Source organism: Frigoribacterium sp. VKM Ac-1396 (assembly GCF_015350895.1).
GTDB lineage: Bacteria > Actinomycetota > Actinomycetes > Actinomycetales > Microbacteriaceae > Frigoribacterium.
Genome location: NZ_JADKSD010000004.1, coordinates 182166 through 197873, shown reverse-complemented (window position 1 = coordinate 197873; position 15708 = coordinate 182166). Strand labels below are relative to the sequence as shown.

Sequence of the window (15708 nt, the reverse complement as noted above, 5' to 3'; positions counted from 1 at the left end):
CCTGACCGCGGTGGCCGCCCCGCGCCTCCTGCCTCCCAGCGCCGCGCGGCGCCGCGCAGCGCCGCGACGCGCCGCGACGAACCCCGTTCACGAAGACGAACCACGAGAAAACGGGGTTCATCTTCGTGAACGGGGTTCAGGCGCAGGAGGCGCGGGTCGGCCGCCCGAGCAGGCCCGCCTCAGGCGCCGGCGAGCGCCTCGATCTCGACTCCGACGATCCGCTCGTCCGCGATCGTGACCGGGTACGCCTCGCCCGTGATCCGCACGGAGGACTCGGTCTCGCGCTCGGCGCACGAGCCGCCGACCCAGAGCTCGACGTCGCCGGGCTCGACGACCCGTCGGTGGTGCCGGTCGGTCAGCGCCAGGCGAGAGGTCGGCACGCGGAACGCGACCCGCGCCTCCTGACCGGGGTCGAGGGTGACGCGTGAGTAGCCGAGCAGCTGCGCGACGGGTCGGGTGACCGAGCCGACGACGTCGTGCGCGTAGAGCTGCACGAGGTCGGTGCCCGGGCGGTCGCCGGTGTTCGCGACGGTGACCGACGCGACGAACGAGCCGCCGGCCGGCACGTCGGCCGAGTCGACGACCAGGTCGGAGCGACGCCACGAGGTGTACGAGAGGCCGTGGCCGAACGGCAGCACCGGCGTGCTGTCGGCGCTCGTCACCTCGGACGGCCCGCCGAGCACCGGGTGCAGGTACGAGAACGGCTGCGCCCCTGCCGAGCGCGGCAGCGACACGGGCAGGTGCCCTGACGGCTCGACGCTGCCGGTCAGCACGCCCGCGACGGCTGCGCCGCCCTCCTCCCCCGGGAAGAACGCCTGCACGACGGCCGCCGGCGCCGACTCGCCCGAGATCGCCCACCCGATGGCGTAGGGCCGGCCCGAGAGCACGACCACGACGGTGGGCGTGCCCGTCGCGACGACCGCCTCGACGAGCTCGCGCTGCACCCCCGGCAGCTCGAGGCTCTCGACGTCGTTGCCCTCGCCCACGGTGCCGCGGCCGAAGAGGCCGGCCCGGTCGCCGACGACCACGACGGCCACCTCGGCCCCGCGGGCGGCCTCGACGGCGGCGGCGATCCGCGACCGGTCGTCGCCCTCGACGTCGCAGCCGCTCTCGACGACGACCTCGGCCGTGGGCAGCTCGGCGCGCAGGCCGTCGGCGACGGTCGGCAGCTCGATGCCGAGCGGCACGCCGGGGTGGTGCGCGAGCACGTGGTTGACGAACGAGTAGCAGCCCATCAGGGCCTCGGCGCTGTCACCGTTCGGCCCGACGACCGCGACCGAGGCCGGCCCGGCACCGTCGGCACCACCCGACACCAGGGGCAGCACCCCGTCGTTGGTCAGCACGACGACCGACTCGTCGGCCAGACGACGCGCGACCGCGCGGTGCTCGGCCGAGTCGAGGTCGATCGAGGTCGGGGGCGGCGTCTCGAAGGTCTCGTCGAGCAGCCCGAGCTCCTCCTTCTCGGCGAGCACGCGCAGCACGGCCCGGTCGACCAGCGCCTCGTCGACCTCTCCGGCACGCACGCGCTCGGCGAGGGGCTCGAGGTAGGCGTCGCCCGTGGGCAGCTCGACGTCGATGCCGGCCTCGAGGGCGAGGGCGGCGGCCTCGCCGCGGTCGGCCGCGACCGCGTGCATCACCTGCAAGAAGGCCACCGAGAAGTAGTCCGACACGACGACCCCGTCGAACCCCCAGCGCCGACGCAGCACGTCGGTGAGGTACGACGGCGACCCGGCGACGGGCACCCCGTCGATCTCGGCGTACGAGTTCATCACCGAGCGCACGCCTCCGTCGAGGACGGCCATCTCGAACGGCGGCAGCAGCACGTCCTCGACGAACCGCGGGCCGACCTGCGCGGGGGCGTGGTTGCGGCCCGCCGCCGAGGTCGAGTACCCGACGAAGTGCTTGAGCGTCGCGTGGACGCCGGCCGACTGCAGCCCCGTCACGTAGGCCGTGCCGATGGTGCCGACGACGTAGGGGTCCTCGGCGATGCACTCGTCGACGCGACCCCAGCGCGGGTCGCGGATCACGTCGAGCACGGGCGCGAGGCCCTGGTGCACGCCGAGGTCGCGCATCGACCCGCCGATCAGTCGCGCCATCTGCTCGACCAGCTCGGGGTCGAACGACGCGCCCCAGGCCAACGGCGTCGGGAACGTCGCGGCCTGCCAGGCGGCCAGCCCGGTCAGGCACTCCTCGTGCACCAGCGCGGGGATGCCCAGTCGGGTCTCGTCGCGCAGGCGGCGCTGCTCGCGCCACAACCAGGAGGCGCGCTCGGCCGGGTCCACCGGCCGCGTCCCGTAGACCCGCGTCAAGTGGCCGAGCCCGTGGCGGGTGGCCTGTTCGTAGTCGCCCGACGACGCCATCTCGCCCTGCATCGGGGCCACGTTGTCGGCTCCCTGGTCGACCCACCAGCCGACGAGCTGTGCCAGCTTCTCGTCGAGGGTCATCTCGGCCAGCAGCGACGCCACCCGGTCGGAGGCGCGGGGTTCGCCGACCGTGAGGGCCTGCGGTCGGTGAGCGGTGTCGGTCATGTGGGCTCGCGCCTCCTGGTCTGTGGCGGTCGCGGTGTCGGTGTCGGTGGCGGTCGCGGTGTCGGTGTCGGTCATCCCTTGACCGCCCCGGTGAGCCCGCCGACGATGCGGCGTTCGAAGAGGCTGAAGAAGATCAGCGCCGGCAGCATCGACAGGGCCGTGAAGGCCAGCACCCGGGCGGTGTCGACCGAGTACTGCGACGAGAACGCCTGCACGCCGAGGGGCAGCGTGAAGGTGGACGGGTCGTTGAGGATGAACAGCGGCAGCAGGTACGAGTTCCAGGCGCCGATGAACGCGAGGATGCCCACGGTGATCACGCCGGGCAGCGACAGCCGCACCACCATGCGGAAGAAGAAGCCGAGGCGGCTGCAGCCGTCGATGAAGGCGGCCTCTTCGATCTCGTCGGGGATCGCCCGGAGGAACGGCACGAGGATGATGATCGTCGTCGGCAGCGCGAACGCGATCTGCGGCAGGATGACGCCGGCCAACGAGTTCGTCAGCCCGAGGTCGCGGATCACCAGGTAGAGCGGGGTGATGGCCACGGTCATGGGGAACATCAGCCCGGCGGCGAACAGCGCGTAGAGCACGCCGCGGCCGGCGAACCGGTAGCGGGCGAGCACGTAGCTGGCGGCCAGGCCGAGCGCGACCGTGCCGATCGTGGTCGCGCCCGCCGAGATCAGCGAGTTGCCGACCTGACGCCAGAACGTGCCGCCGGTGAGCACGTCGAGGTAGTTGCCGACCTGCCACGGGCTCGGCAGCCCCGACGGGTCGGTGGTGATCTGCGCGTTGGTGCGGAAGCCGCCGATCACGATGAACGCGACGGGCGCGAGCATCGCCGCGATGACGACCGCCGCGACCACGTACGCGACGCCGCGTCCGGGGTCGGCGATGCCGCGCCTCCTGCGCCTCGTCGGCCGGGGCGCCGCCGGGGCGGGGGTGCCGCCGCGCGGGCGGGCGGGCAGGGTGCTGGCGGTCATCGTTCTTCTCCTGCGGTGGTGGCGGCGGTCGTGACGGCGCCCGCCGTGTCGCGCCGCAGCACGTAGCGCTGGTAGACGAGGGCGACGACGAGCGAGATGAGGAACAGCACGACGGCGACGGCGTTGCCGTACCCGTAGCTGCCCGAGGTGCGGCCGTTCGCGACCATGTAGGTCGCCATGGTCGAGGTGCCGGCGGTCGCCGCGATGTACTGACCCCAGATGATGTAGACGAGGTCGAACAGTTGCAACGAGCCGATGATCGACAGGAACGCCCAGATGCGCAGGGTCGGCCCCAGCAGCGGCAGCGTGATGCGGCGTTGGATCTGCCACCAGCTCGCACCGTCGATGGCCGCGGCCTCGCTGAGCTCTTCGGGCACGCCCTGGAGGCCGGCGAGGAAGAGGATGACGGCGAAGCCGACGTACTTCCAGGTGATGATCACCAGCAGGGTCCAGATGGCGATGCTCGGGTCGGCGAGCCAGTCCTTGGCGAGCGAGCCGAGGCCCACCTTCGTCAGCAGGTCGTTGACGGCACCGCTGCCCTGCAGCATGAGGCTCCAGCCCGTGCCGACGACGACCTCGCTGATGACGTAGGGCACGAAGATCAGCACGCGGATCAGCGACTGCCCGCGCAGCTTGCGGTTGAGCAGCAGCGCGAGGCCGATGGCGACCGGGCCCTGCAGCACGAGCGAGAGCACGACGATCGTGGCGTTGTGCCGCAGCGCGTCGAGGAAGGTCGAGTCCTGGAAGATCGTGACGTAGTTGCGGAACCCGACGAAGTCGGTCGGCGGGCCGAAGCCCTGCCAGCTGAAGAAGCCGTAGTAGGCGGCCATCACGATCGGGAACACCACGAAGGCCAAGAAGACCACGAGGGCGGGTCCGACCAGCAGGGAGATCTCGAGGACGCGGGCGCCACGCCCCTTCCGGGACACGGCCCGGGAGGCCGCCGGGGGCGACGCGAGTGCGTCGCCCCCGGCGGTGGCGTGAGCCCGCGAGGGTGCGGCGGGCCGCACGGCGGGTTCGCGGAGGCTCACGACGGGGCCCTACGCCTTCTTGGCGGCGGAGTCGACGGCGTCGACGAACTGCTGCGGCGTGCCGTCGCCCGACAGCAGGTCGACCACGGCGACGTTCATCGCGTTGCCGACGTTGAGGCCGTAGACGGTGTCGAGCCACTGCGAGACGAACGGGGCGTCGTTGTAGGCGCTGAGCACGTCCTGCAGGTAGGGCTCGGTGACCGCCTGCTGGGCGACCGTGTTCACGGGAGGCGCGTTGAAGGCCTTGTAGTAGGCCGTCTGCACGTCGGGGGTCGCCAGGTAGTTCAAGAAGTCGACGCACGAGTCGGGAGCACCGGCCGAGCAGGAGTACCCGTCGACGCCACCCATGATGGCGCCGGCCTGACCGTCACCGCCGGCGACGGCGGGGAAGGGGAACCAACCCAGGTCGGGCAGGGGCTGCGCGTCGGGCGTGAGCGAGGCGATGACGCCCGGGTCCCACGCGCCCATGAGCTCCATGCCGGCTTGGTGGTTGGCGATGAGGCCGGCCGAGCTGCCGGCGCCCTGCTGGGCCGCCGTCGTCAGGAACCCGTCGTTGAAGGGCTCGGTGTCGCGGAAGTCGGCGAGGTCCTCGGCGGCCTTGACCCAGCAGTCGTCGCTGAAGTCACGGTCGGTCGCGGCCTGCTCGAGCACGTCCGAGCTGCACGAGCGCAGCGCGAAGAAGAAGTACCAGTGGGCGGCGGGCCAGGCGTCCTTGCCGCCGAGCGCGACGGGCGAGACGCCCGAGCCCTTGAGGGCGGTGACGGCCTGGTCGAGCTCGTCCATCGTCGTCGGGGCCTCGGTGATGCCGGCCGCGTCGAAGAGGTCCTTGCTGTACCAGAAGCCACCGGGCAGCACGGCGATGGGCATGGAGTACACCTTGCCGTCGATCGAGCCTGCCCCGAAGGTGCCCTCGCTGATGTCCTTCTTGGCGTCGGCCGAGATGCCGTCGGTGATGTCCTTCACCTGGCCGGCCGAGACCATCGCCTGGAGCTTGCCACCGCCGCGCTGCAGGAAGACGTCGGGTGCGTCGCCCGAGTTGAGGGCGGTCTGCAGCTTGCTGTCGAAGTCCTCGTTCTGCACGGTCTGGACGTCGATCGTCACGTCCGGGTTGGCCTTCTCGAAGTCGGCCGCGGTGGCCGTCCAGAAGTCCTGGCCGGGGCCGGTGGTCGAGTTCTGCCAGAGCGTGAGCGTGCCGTCGTCCGAGCCGCCCCCCGCGCCGCCGCTGCAGCCTGTCAGCAGTCCCGCTCCGATCAGCAGGGCCGCAGACCCGGCCAGGAGCCGTCGAGATGTGGTCATGGTTCCACCTTTTCCTCTTCGTTGAGCGGCCGTGGTCGACCGAGCGTGCCGCGCTCCGATGCGCGGCGTGAAGTCAGTGTGAAAAAACGCCGGGCGGGTGTCAAACGTTTTCGAAAACCATTTCGGTCGGCGCTAGGCTGCCGACGTGATGACGCCTCGGGTGACGATCCACGACGTGGCACGGGCGGCCGGGGTCTCGGTCGCGACCGTGTCGAAGGCGGTCAACGGCCGGTACGGCGTCTCGGCGCAGGCGGTCGAGCGGGTGATGGCCGCCGTCGACGAGCTCGGCTACGAGTCGAGCCTCGTCGCCAGCAGCATGCGGGCGCGGCGCACGGGCGTGATCGGCGTCCTCGTGGCCGACTTCGAGCCGTTCAGCTCGGAGGTGCTCAAGGGCGTCGGCGCCGCCGTCCGCTCGCGGGGCGCCGAGTACGACCTGCTCGCCTACAGCGGGGCGCACCGCGGCGAGAACACCGGGTGGGAGCGTCGCTCGCTCAGCCGCCTGAGCGGCACCCTGATCGACGGGGCGATCCTCGTCACCCCGTCGGTGCTGACCACGACGGTCAGCATCCCGGTGGTGGCCGTCGACCCGCACACCGGGCGCACCGACCTACCCTCGGTCGAGGCCGACAGCCGGGGCGGCGCCCTGCTCGCGGTCGAGCACCTGATCGGCCTGGGCCACCGGCGCATCGGGTTCTTGGCCGGCCGGCCCGACCTGCGCTCGGCGTCGTTGCGCGAGGCGGGCTACGTCCAGGCCCTGCGGGCAGGCGGCATCACGCGCGACCCGGGCCTGACCCGCAACGGCGACTTCGAGCTGACGGCCTCGCGCCAGGCCGCCCGGTCGCTGCTGACCAGCGCCGACCGGCCGACCGCGGTCTTCGCCGCCAACGACCTCTCGGCCATCGCCCTGCTGCGCACCGCCCTCGACCTCGGCCTGCGCGTGCCCGACGACCTCAGCATCGTCGGCTTCGACGACATCCCCGAGGCCTCGCGCGAGTCGCCCCCGCTGACGACCGTGCAGCAGCCCATGCAGCGACTCGGCAGCGCCGCCGCGGGCATGCTCTTCACGATGCTCGAAGGCGGGACGCCGACCGCCCCCGAGGTGCAGCTGCCGACGCGGCTCGTGGTGCGCGGGACGACGGGGCCGCCGGGCGGGTGAGGAGGCCGCGATGAGGACTACCACAAACATTCGCGATCGCGTATGGTTGTGGTCATCATGGCCGAACTGAGCGCATCCGAGTACGCGAGGCATCACGATATCTCGACCCGGCGCGCCCAGGCGGCCGCCGCGGCCGGTCAGCTCGACGCCCGGTGGGTCGGCGGACGATGGCTGATCGACGACGCCGTTCCCCATCGTCACGTTCCCGGTCGACCTCTCTCGCGGCGGTCGGCGGATGCCCTCGTCGCGCGGCTGTCCGACACGCCCGACTGGGCTGTCGGACTCTCTCCCAGCGAGCGGGGCCGCACGATCGCTCGGGTCGACGAACTCCGGCGGGGGACGAAGCCGTCCGAGAGGCTCGCGCTCTGGCTGCGAACCGCGTACCCCCTGCCCCTGGGGTTCGAGGCGCCGGCTGACGACCTACCAGATCTGCGTCTGGACGACCGACTCACACCCGGCGGCAGCAGCGACGACCGGTCGGGCATGAGCGTCGGCGGCCGACTCGAGGCACACGTGTCCGCGGTCGACCTCGACGCCCTGATCCACGAGTATCTGCTCGTTCCCTCACGCCGGCCGAACGTCCTGCTGAGGGTCCACGACGAGGACGCCCCCCGGCCCCTCACTCTCGGCGGACTGATCGCCGACCTCGCGACGAGCGACGGCCCCCGAGAACGAGCCGCGGCCGACGCGCTGGTCCGCGAGGGCGCGCGATGATCGTCGCCCCCGTGCTCCGCTCCGCCCAGGCCGAGGCGTGGCACGCCCTCTTCGAGCTGTACGCCCGTCTACCGACCGGCTGGGCACTCGTCGGGGGCCAGATGGTCCAGTCCCACTGCTGGGAGCGCGAAGCGGCGCCCAACCGCGCGACGAACGACGCGGACACGGTGCTCGACGTCCGCGCCCATCCGACGATGCTGCTGCGGTTCACGACGCTGCTGAGAGACTGCGGGTTCGTCGCGGACGGCGAGAGCTTCGAGGGCCACCAACACCGCTGGGTGCGGGGCCAGGCTCAGATCGACGTCCTCGTCCCGCGCTTCCTCGGCGAGCGGGCGTCGTCGCGCCGTGGGGTCGGAGGCGGCACGACCATCGCGGCTCCGGGCGCGCAGGGAGCCCTCGACCGCGCTCGCCCCGTCGAAGTCCGGGTGAACGGAAGCGAAGGCGTCGTCTCGAGGCCGACCCTGCAGGGCGCGCTCCTCGCCAAGGCCGCGGCCGTCGAGATCCCGGGCGACGACCACACGAGACACCTCGTCGACATCGCCACCCTCGGCTCGCTCGTCTCACGGCGTGATCGAGTGGCGACGGACGTCACCGACACCGAGCGGCGCCGCATCCGCGCCGCCTTGAGCCTGATCGAGCGCGACCCTCTCGTCTGCCGCGTCGCCGACGTCGACCCGATCGTGGTGGAGCGCCTCAGACTCGCCTTCGCCTAGCCCCCGCAGACCCCGGTGTCGCCCTTGACACCAGAGCCCCGTGACGGGAGTTCGGGCTCCCGACGGTGCCAGCGGTTCGGGCCGCTAACGGCGTGCCACGACTCGGTCGGGCACGGGGCACCCTAGGCGGCACCCGGGCATGTCTTCGGAGCGGTCCGCCTCAGCCGTTTGGGTGTCCTGCGAGAAGAGCGAGAACGCAGGAGGCGCGGGTCACGCGACCCGCGCCTCCTGCGTCCTCGAGGCCGTCAGGCCCGGGCAGCGCCGCGACTCAGCGCGGCACGACCGAGAACAGGAACTTCTTCTTGACCATCACCCAGAGCAGCAGCACCGACGCGGCGTGGACAACCGTGCCGACGAGCACGCTCGACCGGTCGAGCCCCGGGATCGATGCGACGGCGAGCACGAAGAACACCTGCCAGATGAACACGTAGAGGCTCGCCTGGCCGAGGGGCACGTACAGCCAGCCGAACGCCTTCGACAGCGGCACCCAGAACACCGTGAGCACCGAGTAGACGCAGACGACCACGAGGGCGACGTCGACGAGCCGGCCCCACTGCATGTCGACCCGCTGGTAGCCGGTCGCGTAGAGCGTGTCGTAGAGGCCCGACGGGATCGGTCCGGGGCTGAAGCCATAGGCGTGCCCGGCCCAGATCAGCGCGAGGAACCCCGCGTAGCCGACGACCCCGACGCCGACCAGCACCTTGCCGAGACGGGTGGTCAGCGCCCGCACGATCTGCCGCCGGTACCAGCCGATGACGAGGCCGTGGGTGAAGAGCACCTGCCAGGCGAACAACGGGAAGACCGCCTCGAACTGCGACGGGAACAGGTGCACGTCGGGGAAGGCCACGCCGACCAGGTAGACGGCCCAGCTGACCAGCAGCACGGCCCACCAGGCGCGCCGCTTGATCGCCCACATGAGCGCCGGGATGGTCAGGCTGAGCACGACGAACAGCCCCATGATGTTGAACGGCCACGGCCCCATCTCGAGCAGCAGGAACTGCCGGACGGCGTACCACGGCGGCGGGTAGTCGAGCAGGCGGTCGGCGTTCGGGTAGAGGTCGTAGACGCGCCCCTCGGCCGAGGTGCCCGTCGACCCGGTGCCGCGGTCGGTGAAGGTCGTGATCGCGTCCGTCGCCAGGAACGGCACGAAGCTGAGCGCGAAGACGATCAGGATGACGGCGAGCGTCACGACGTACTGCTTGCGGGCCCGGACGAACGCGCCGATCGCCGCGGCCTTCTCGCCGTACTTCTTGATGCCCAGCGGGTAGACCATGCCGAGCACGATGCCGCTGAGGAACACGAACATCTCGGCCCCCGTGATCGCCCCGACGGCCTTGAGCGTGACGAACGAGAACGGCCCCGCGACCTCGATGTGCGTGATGACGACCGCCAGGATGATGAACCCGCGGAAGAGGTCGATGCGCAGGTCGCGCGCCGGCGAACCGTCGTCGGGGTAGCGCCAGCGGGGCAGCAGCCGGCCGACGAGTCCGCTCACCAGGAAGGCCAGGGCGAGGGCCCCGGCGCAGGCCACGATCCAGCCCATCTCGTCGCCGCCGCCGTCGCGCACCTGGACGGTGGCGGCGTCGCCGTCGGTCGAGGTGACCCGGTCGGTGACCGGGCCGAGGTCGATGCGGTCGCTGCCCTGCAGGTCGGTGCGCAGCGACCCCGCGATGCCCGGCTCGGCCGTGGCCCGCCAGTCGACGGGCCGGCCGCCCGCCTCGGCCTCGTCACGCTCGACCTCGAGCCAGGTGACGCCGGCGATGCGATCGTGGGCGGGCAGGGCGGCCAGCACCTGGCGCCACCAGCCCTGCTTGACGTCGAGCTCGGCGGCGCCCTCGAGCTCGTGGGCGTAGAGGGCGCCGGTGTCGAGCAGCATCGGGCGGTCACGCCCCTCGGCGAACCGTTCGTAGAACGACGACGCCTGCGCCTCGGCGTAGCCCCAGGTCTCGTCGAAGCGCCCCTCGACCTCGCCGGCGGCCGGGGCCTGGTTCTCGACCAGCGGCACCGACGTGCCGGCGGCCGTCGAGGCACTGCCCTTGGCGAAGTAGAACATCGACTGGCCGACCCAGTCGACCGCGTCGTCACCCGGGTAGTAGGGGCCGTACGGGTCGTCGCCCTCGGTCACCCGCCCGTCGTCGTTCGTGTCGAGCAGGCCGACGTCGCCGGCCGGCGTCTCGGGCAACCGGCCGTCGGCGTCCGAGAACGGGTAGCCCGCGCCGTACGACGGAGCCCACACCATGCGCGCCTGCGAGTCGCCGGCGTGCACGACGTCGGCCAACTCGCGGAACGCCCCGACGAACGCCGTGGGCTGCTGCCCCCAACGCTGCCAGTTGCCGTTCATCTCGGGGGCGAAGCGCACGAGCTGCAGCGTGCCGTACTGCTGCTCGATCTCGGTCAGCAGCTCGTCGGCCCGGCGGGCGTCGGCGTCGTCGAGGTCGGACAACCGGCCGGTCGGCTCGAGGCTGACGACGAGCACGGCACCCTGGGCGGCGGCGGCCCGCGCCGAGCGTCGCCATTCGTCGGCGGCCCGGCCGTCGAGCGGGTAGTCGACGTTGACGCCGTACAGCGACGGCGTGGCGCCGAGTCGTCCGGCGTAGCCGTCGGGGCCGTCGGAGCCCCAGTCGAGGTCGGGCCCGAACCAGGCGCCCGCCGGTTCAGGAGGCGCGGCTGCGGCGGACGCGCTCGTCGCGTCCCCGGCCACCGCCGGCCCCAGCGTCACCGGCAGCAGGGCCGCGACCGCCAGCAGGACGGCGCCGACCCGACGGGAGAGCCGTCGGCCCGGCCGCACCACCGGGTGGTTCAGCGTCGGCACACGAGCGTCCACACGTTCTTGCCGTCCACGTGCTCGTAGTCGAGGCTCTCGAGGCTGAGCAGCGCCAGGGCCAGCCCGCGGCCGTCCTCGTCCTCGAGGTCGGCCATCGAGACGGCGCTGAGGTCGATCTCGCTCGGCATGCCGTTGTCGTGGAAGACGGCGGTCAGGCGGTCGTCGGTCGCCGAGAGCTCGAGGGTGAACCGGCGACCGTGGTCGGCGTCGGAGCGACGCGAGTGCTCGACGACGTTGGCCGCGATCTCGACGATGGCGGTCTCGAACGAGAAGCGGGTCTCGAGCGAGTCGTCGCCGAGCGACGTCCACCACGTCTCGAACGCGTTCTGCACCAGGTCGATGCTCTCGGGTTCGACGGCCACGTCGATGACGACGGAGCCGGGCCGCTCAGTCATCGAGGGCGGCCGCGACCGAGGCGCGGGGCTTGAGGATGCGGTCGAGGTTGGTCAGGCGCAGCACCATCGAGACCTGCTCGGTGGGGGCCACGAGCCGCAGGTCTCCCCCGGCCTGGCGCGCCGACTTGAGGCACGACACGAGGGCGCCGAGGCCGGACGAGTCGACGAAGGTCGTGCCCGACAGGTCGACGACGATCAGCCGGTCGCCGGCCGCGAGACGGGCCGCCACCTCGTCTCGCAGCTGGGGTGTCGAGACGACGGTGAGCCTGCCCTGTGGGGAGAGGACGCAGCCGCCCTCGACGGCCTCGACGGTGACGGTCATCATGATGGCTCCTTGTCGTGGGGTGCCGGGGGCCCCGGATAGAGGACGGCCCGGACGATGATGCTGAAGATCACCAGGTCGAAGAGCACCCAGGCGATGTTGACGAGCGGCGCGACGCCCTCGGCCTGCCCGGTCGCGTAGCGGACGCCCACGAGCACGAGGGCGGCCACGAGGCACGCCACCGCCCAGATCTGGGGTCGCACGAGGTCCCAGCGGGGGCCGGTGGCCGCCTGCCGGGTCTTGGGGGTCACCGAGAAGCCGAGCGCCCGGCCGCGGTACACGTTCTGGAACGCCGTCGTCACCGAGGCGATCCACACCGGGAAGAGCGCGAGCGAGTACTGCTGGCCGCGCCAGGTCGGCCGTCCTGCGGCCACCACCCAGAACAGCAGCTGGTTGAGCACCAGGAAGGGGATCAGGCGCGCGAAGAAGTCGACGCTGTACGCCTGGACGGGCACGACGCCGAACGAGAGGCACAGCACCGGCGCGGCGATGTAGACCACGGCGGCGAAGCCCGAGAGGTAGCTCCACATGGTCGAGAAGTACATGAGGCGCTGCCCCCACGACAGCCCCTTCTGCACGAGGGGGTTCTCGCGGAAGAACACCTGCATGGTCCCCTGGGCCCAGCGCAGACGCTGCGTCATCATCGTCGACAGGTCTTCGGGGGCGAGCCCGACCGCGAGGATCTCGTCGTGGTACGCCGACTTCCAGCCGAGCCCGTGCAACCGCATCGCCGTCGCCATGTCCTCGGTGACCGAGATCGTGGCGAGCGGCATGATCGCCTGGGCCTCGCCGCCGCGGTCGACGTCGAGTGCGCCGACGAGCAGCGAGATCGACTCGATGGCGGCGAGCGGCGAGGACGACCGCTGGGCGAGCAGGTCGAGCGCGGCCTCGTCGAGGGCGTCGAACGTGTCGGGGCCGAGCTGCATCGCGGCGAGCTCGGCGAGGTCGCCCTTCATGGCGGCGAGGTCGGCGTCGGCGAAGCGGAAGGCGATGGTGTCGATGCCGCGCTGGAACCGGTAGGTGACGTCGCCGATCGACTCGCCGGACGCGAACTCGGCCCTGGCCCGCTCGACGACGGTCTCGGCGTCGTCCAGGGCCTCGAGCACGCGGGGCTGACCCACGGCCTCCTCGCGGGCCCGGGCCAACAGCTTGCGCGAGGTGCGGACGGCACGACGGACGGCCGCCTCGACCTCGGTGACGTACCGCGCGACGCCCAACTGCATCAGCGCCTCCCGACGGAGGACGGCGTTCGAGCCGCAGAAGAACGCGCTGTTCCAGCCGTCCTTCGACTGCTGGATCGGCCCGTAGAACAGGGGCGCCTGGCTGCCCAGGGGGTCCGACTCGGGCACGTTCTCGAACCACTGCGGCGTCTGCACGAGCGCCGTCCGCTCGTCCTTGAAGTAGCCGAGGGTGCGGTGCAGGATCTCGGGGGCCGGCACCTGGTCGGCGTCGAGGATCAGCAGGAACTCGCCCTCGGTCGCCAGCAGCGCGTTGTTGAGGTTGCCCGCCTTGGCGTGCCGGGGACGGTCGGCCCAGTCGTCCGAACGGGTGATGACGCCGATGCCGGCGGCCTCACCGGCGGCGCGGATCTCGGCCCGACCGCCGTCGTCGAGGATCCACGTCGCGTGCGGGTAGCCGATGCGCTGCGCCGCGAGGGCCGTGCGCATCACGAGGTCGACCGGCTCGTCGTACGTCGTGACGAAGACGTCGACCGTGACCCGGGTCTCGGGGTCGTCGGGGTCGGGGGCGGTCGGCGGTTCGCCGCGCTCGCGCAGCCGCCAGGCGCCGAGGCCGAAGAGCAGCGAGTCGACGACGCTGTAGGTCTCGGCGAGGATCAGCGGCACGGCGATCCACCACGACGACCAGTTCACCGACGCGGCCCAGCGCCACACGATGTAGTTCAGGCCCGCCAGCGACGCCAGCAGCACGACGACCCGGACGGCGACGAGGCGTCGACCCGGGGTCGTGCGGTCGAGCAACCGCTGGTCGCGACGACCGAGGGTGACCGTCACGCGTGCCGTTCCATCACGACGACGGTCACGTCGTCGCGCGACAACCGGCGGTGCGTCAGGGCGGCGACGGAGTCGAGCAGCCCGGGGCCGTCGGTGCGGGTCGCGAGGCGTCCGACCTCGAGCGCCCAGTCGAGGTCGTCGTCGAGCACGTCGAGCACGCCGTCGCTCATCACGATCAGGCGGTCGCCCGGCTCGAGCCGGGTGGTCTCGGTGACGTGCTCCTGGTCGTCGAGGCCGAGCGGCAGGCCCGTGCCGGCGAGGTGCTGGACGGTGCCGTCGGAGCGGACGACGAGCGACAGGCCGGCGCCGGCGTCGACGTACGAGAGCTCGCCCGTGTCGAGGTCGAAGACGGCGTGGAAGTACGTGACGAACGAACTCGTGCGCTGGAGGTCACGCTGCACGGCCCGCTCGATGCGGTCCACCGCCAGACCGAGCTCGCGACCCGCGGCAACGTGGGGCGAGGCCGCGCGGCAGGCGGCGCGGACCGACGAGCCGATGATCGCGGCCCCGACGCCCTTGCCCATCACGTCGCCGACCGCCACGTGCACGAACCGGCCGATGAGCCCGTAGTCGAAGTAGTCCCCGCCGACGCTGAGCGACGGCAGGCAGACCCCCTCGACGCGCACGTCGTCGACGACGAGGGGCCCGTCGGGCAACAGGGCCTGCTGGGTCGCCCGGGCGGCCGACTCCTCGGCGTCGGCCAACAGCTCGGCCTGCGCCCACGCGGCCAGGTCGCGGAACTCGACCATCTCGTCGCTCGTCAGCTGGCGTGGCTCGGCGTCCATCAGGCAGAACGAGCCGACGACGTTGCCCGAACCGTCGCGCAACGGGTGCCCCACGTAGAAGCCGAGCCCGTTGTCGTTGAAGGCGCCGAGGTCGGCGAAGCGGGGGTCGATCCGCGCGTCGTCGGTCGTGATGACCTCGCCCGTGTCGGTCACCAGGCTGCAGGGCGTGTCGGAGCGACCGGACTCGGGGTCGTCGAAGCCGGCCCGGCCGACGAAGAGCGCGCGCTCGTGGTCCATGACGGTGACGGACGACAGCGGCACGCCGAAGACGGATCGGGCGACGCGGGCCACGCGGTCGAGTCGGTCCTCGTGGCCGGACTCGACGATGCCGAGGCTCTCGACCGCCCGTTGACGCCGTCCCTCGCGGGATTCGTCCCTGACCACACGGCTCCCCTCGCACGACCCGCCTGGTGGGGACGCGCCTTTTCCGAACGCATCAACGATGCCACAGACGCCGCCTCTGGTCATGACCACCAAAAGGGGGACAGCACGAAGGAGGCGCGGTGCTGGTCGCCCGGCACCGCGCCTCCTCGAGTGGGTCGCGTCAGTTGCCCGGCCAGAACCTGGCGATGAGGTCCTGGATGAACGGGATGACGTCCTGCACCTGGTCGACGCCGGCGATCGCGACGGCGACGAGGGGCCACAGCGACACGACCAGCGTCGAGATCACCGCGGCCACGCCGAGCACCCAGGCGAGGGCGCCGTTGCGCACCTTGACGATCAGCAGCAGCAACAGCAGCGCCAGCACGTAGCCGATCGCGATCGCGGCGGCGATCGAGCCGACGGGCACGTCGAGGGCTCCGGCCGTGCCGCCGTCGGCCGCGCCGATCAGCGTGAGGACCGGCAGCAGCACGCCGACGACGATCAGCAGGCAGATCACGACCGAGGTCACCAGGGCGGCCCAGACGGCGCGGGGTCGCGGTCGCCTCGTCCTCGTCGTGGTGCGTCGGCCGAA

General features: G+C 72.0%; 13 protein-coding genes. 3 read left to right on the top strand and 10 right to left on the bottom strand.

What is annotated here, in order from left to right:
- Positions 1-179: 179 nt before the first annotated feature.
- The 4 genes from ITJ55_RS15560 to ITJ55_RS15545 form a co-directional block, all read right to left on the bottom strand.
- The gene (locus ITJ55_RS15560; RefSeq protein ID WP_194596272.1) at positions 180-2528 is read right to left on the bottom strand and encodes a beta-glucosidase; all 2349 of its coding nucleotides are present in this window, start codon (positions 2526-2528) and stop codon (positions 180-182) included.
- A 71-nt stretch (positions 2529-2599) separates the two neighbouring features.
- On the bottom strand, positions 2600-3505 hold the full coding sequence (locus tag ITJ55_RS15555) for a carbohydrate ABC transporter permease (RefSeq protein ID WP_194596216.1): 906 nt from the start codon (positions 3503-3505) through the stop codon (positions 2600-2602).
- Positions 3502-4536, bottom strand: coding sequence for a carbohydrate ABC transporter permease (locus ITJ55_RS15550; RefSeq protein ID WP_194596215.1), 1035 nt, complete (start codon positions 4534-4536; stop codon positions 3502-3504). Before ITJ55_RS15550 ends, ITJ55_RS15555 begins: the two co-directional genes overlap by 4 nt.
- Positions 4537-4545: 9 nt before the next feature.
- Positions 4546-5832, bottom strand: a complete 1287-nt coding sequence (locus ITJ55_RS15545) for an ABC transporter substrate-binding protein (protein ID WP_194596214.1) — start codon at positions 5830-5832, stop codon at positions 4546-4548.
- 148 nt (positions 5833-5980) lie between these two features.
- Here ITJ55_RS15545 and ITJ55_RS15540 point away from each other — a divergent pair, with 148 nt between their 5' ends.
- Genes ITJ55_RS15540 through ITJ55_RS15530 form a run of 3 tightly spaced genes read left to right on the top strand, consistent with a single transcriptional unit; the run spans position 5981 to position 8415 of the window.
- The gene (locus ITJ55_RS15540; protein ID WP_194596271.1) at positions 5981-6988 is read left to right on the top strand and encodes a LacI family DNA-binding transcriptional regulator; all 1008 of its coding nucleotides are present in this window, start codon (positions 5981-5983) and stop codon (positions 6986-6988) included.
- Positions 6989-7045: 57 nt separating this feature from the next.
- The gene (locus ITJ55_RS15535) at positions 7046-7702 is read left to right on the top strand and encodes a hypothetical protein (protein WP_194596213.1); all 657 of its coding nucleotides are present in this window, start codon (positions 7046-7048) and stop codon (positions 7700-7702) included.
- Positions 7699-8415, top strand: a complete 717-nt coding sequence (locus tag ITJ55_RS15530) for a hypothetical protein (RefSeq protein ID WP_194596212.1) — start codon at positions 7699-7701, stop codon at positions 8413-8415. The genes ITJ55_RS15535 and ITJ55_RS15530 overlap by 4 nt, the downstream gene beginning before the upstream one ends.
- A gap of 268 nt (positions 8416-8683) precedes the next feature.
- Here the strand turns inward: ITJ55_RS15530 and opgC are convergent, their stop codons facing one another.
- The 6 genes from opgC to ITJ55_RS15500 form a co-directional block, all read right to left on the bottom strand.
- Complete coding sequence (opgC, locus tag ITJ55_RS15525) at positions 8684-11227, bottom strand: OpgC domain-containing protein (protein ID WP_370544201.1); 2544 nt, start codon at positions 11225-11227, stop codon at positions 8684-8686.
- Complete coding sequence (locus ITJ55_RS15520) at positions 11215-11634, bottom strand: ATP-binding protein (RefSeq protein WP_194596211.1); 420 nt, start codon at positions 11632-11634, stop codon at positions 11215-11217. Before ITJ55_RS15520 ends, opgC begins: the two co-directional genes overlap by 13 nt.
- Positions 11627-11959 (bottom strand): STAS domain-containing protein, encoded by a 333-nt coding sequence (locus tag ITJ55_RS15515; protein WP_055977855.1) that lies wholly within the window; start codon positions 11957-11959, stop codon positions 11627-11629. Before ITJ55_RS15515 ends, ITJ55_RS15520 begins: the two co-directional genes overlap by 8 nt.
- Positions 11956-13935, bottom strand: a complete 1980-nt coding sequence (locus tag ITJ55_RS15510) for a glycosyltransferase (protein ID WP_194596269.1) — start codon at positions 13933-13935, stop codon at positions 11956-11958. Before ITJ55_RS15510 ends, ITJ55_RS15515 begins: the two co-directional genes overlap by 4 nt.
- A 29-nt stretch (positions 13936-13964) precedes the next feature.
- Positions 13965-15137 carry a GAF domain-containing SpoIIE family protein phosphatase gene (locus tag ITJ55_RS15505; RefSeq protein WP_194596210.1) on the bottom strand — a complete coding sequence of 391 codons (1173 nt, stop codon included), beginning with the start codon at positions 15135-15137 and terminating at the stop codon, positions 13965-13967.
- Between the two features lie 160 nt (positions 15138-15297).
- Positions 15298-15645 (bottom strand): hypothetical protein, encoded by a 348-nt coding sequence (locus tag ITJ55_RS15500; protein ID WP_370544200.1) that lies wholly within the window; start codon positions 15643-15645, stop codon positions 15298-15300.
- Positions 15646-15708 lie beyond the last annotated feature (63 nt).

Coding starts and splice junctions, on each gene's coding strand:
- ITJ55_RS15560 (WP_194596272.1), bottom strand. CDS start 2,528: ATGACCGACACCGCTCACCGACCGCAGGCCCTCACGGTCGGCGAACCC.
- ITJ55_RS15555 (WP_194596216.1), bottom strand. CDS start 3,505: ATGACCGCCAGCACCCTGCCCGCCCGCCCGCGCGGCGGCACCCCCGCC.
- ITJ55_RS15545 (WP_194596214.1), bottom strand. CDS start 5,832: ATGACCACATCTCGACGGCTCCTGGCCGGGTCTGCGGCCCTGCTGATC.
- ITJ55_RS15540 (WP_194596271.1), top strand. CDS start 5,981: ATGACGCCTCGGGTGACGATCCACGACGTGGCACGGGCGGCCGGGGTC.
- ITJ55_RS15535 (WP_194596213.1), top strand. CDS start 7,046: ATGGCCGAACTGAGCGCATCCGAGTACGCGAGGCATCACGATATCTCG.
- ITJ55_RS15530 (WP_194596212.1), top strand. CDS start 7,699: ATGATCGTCGCCCCCGTGCTCCGCTCCGCCCAGGCCGAGGCGTGGCAC.
- ITJ55_RS15520 (WP_194596211.1), bottom strand. CDS start 11,634: ATGACTGAGCGGCCCGGCTCCGTCGTCATCGACGTGGCCGTCGAACCC.
- ITJ55_RS15515 (WP_055977855.1), bottom strand. CDS start 11,959: ATGATGACCGTCACCGTCGAGGCCGTCGAGGGCGGCTGCGTCCTCTCC.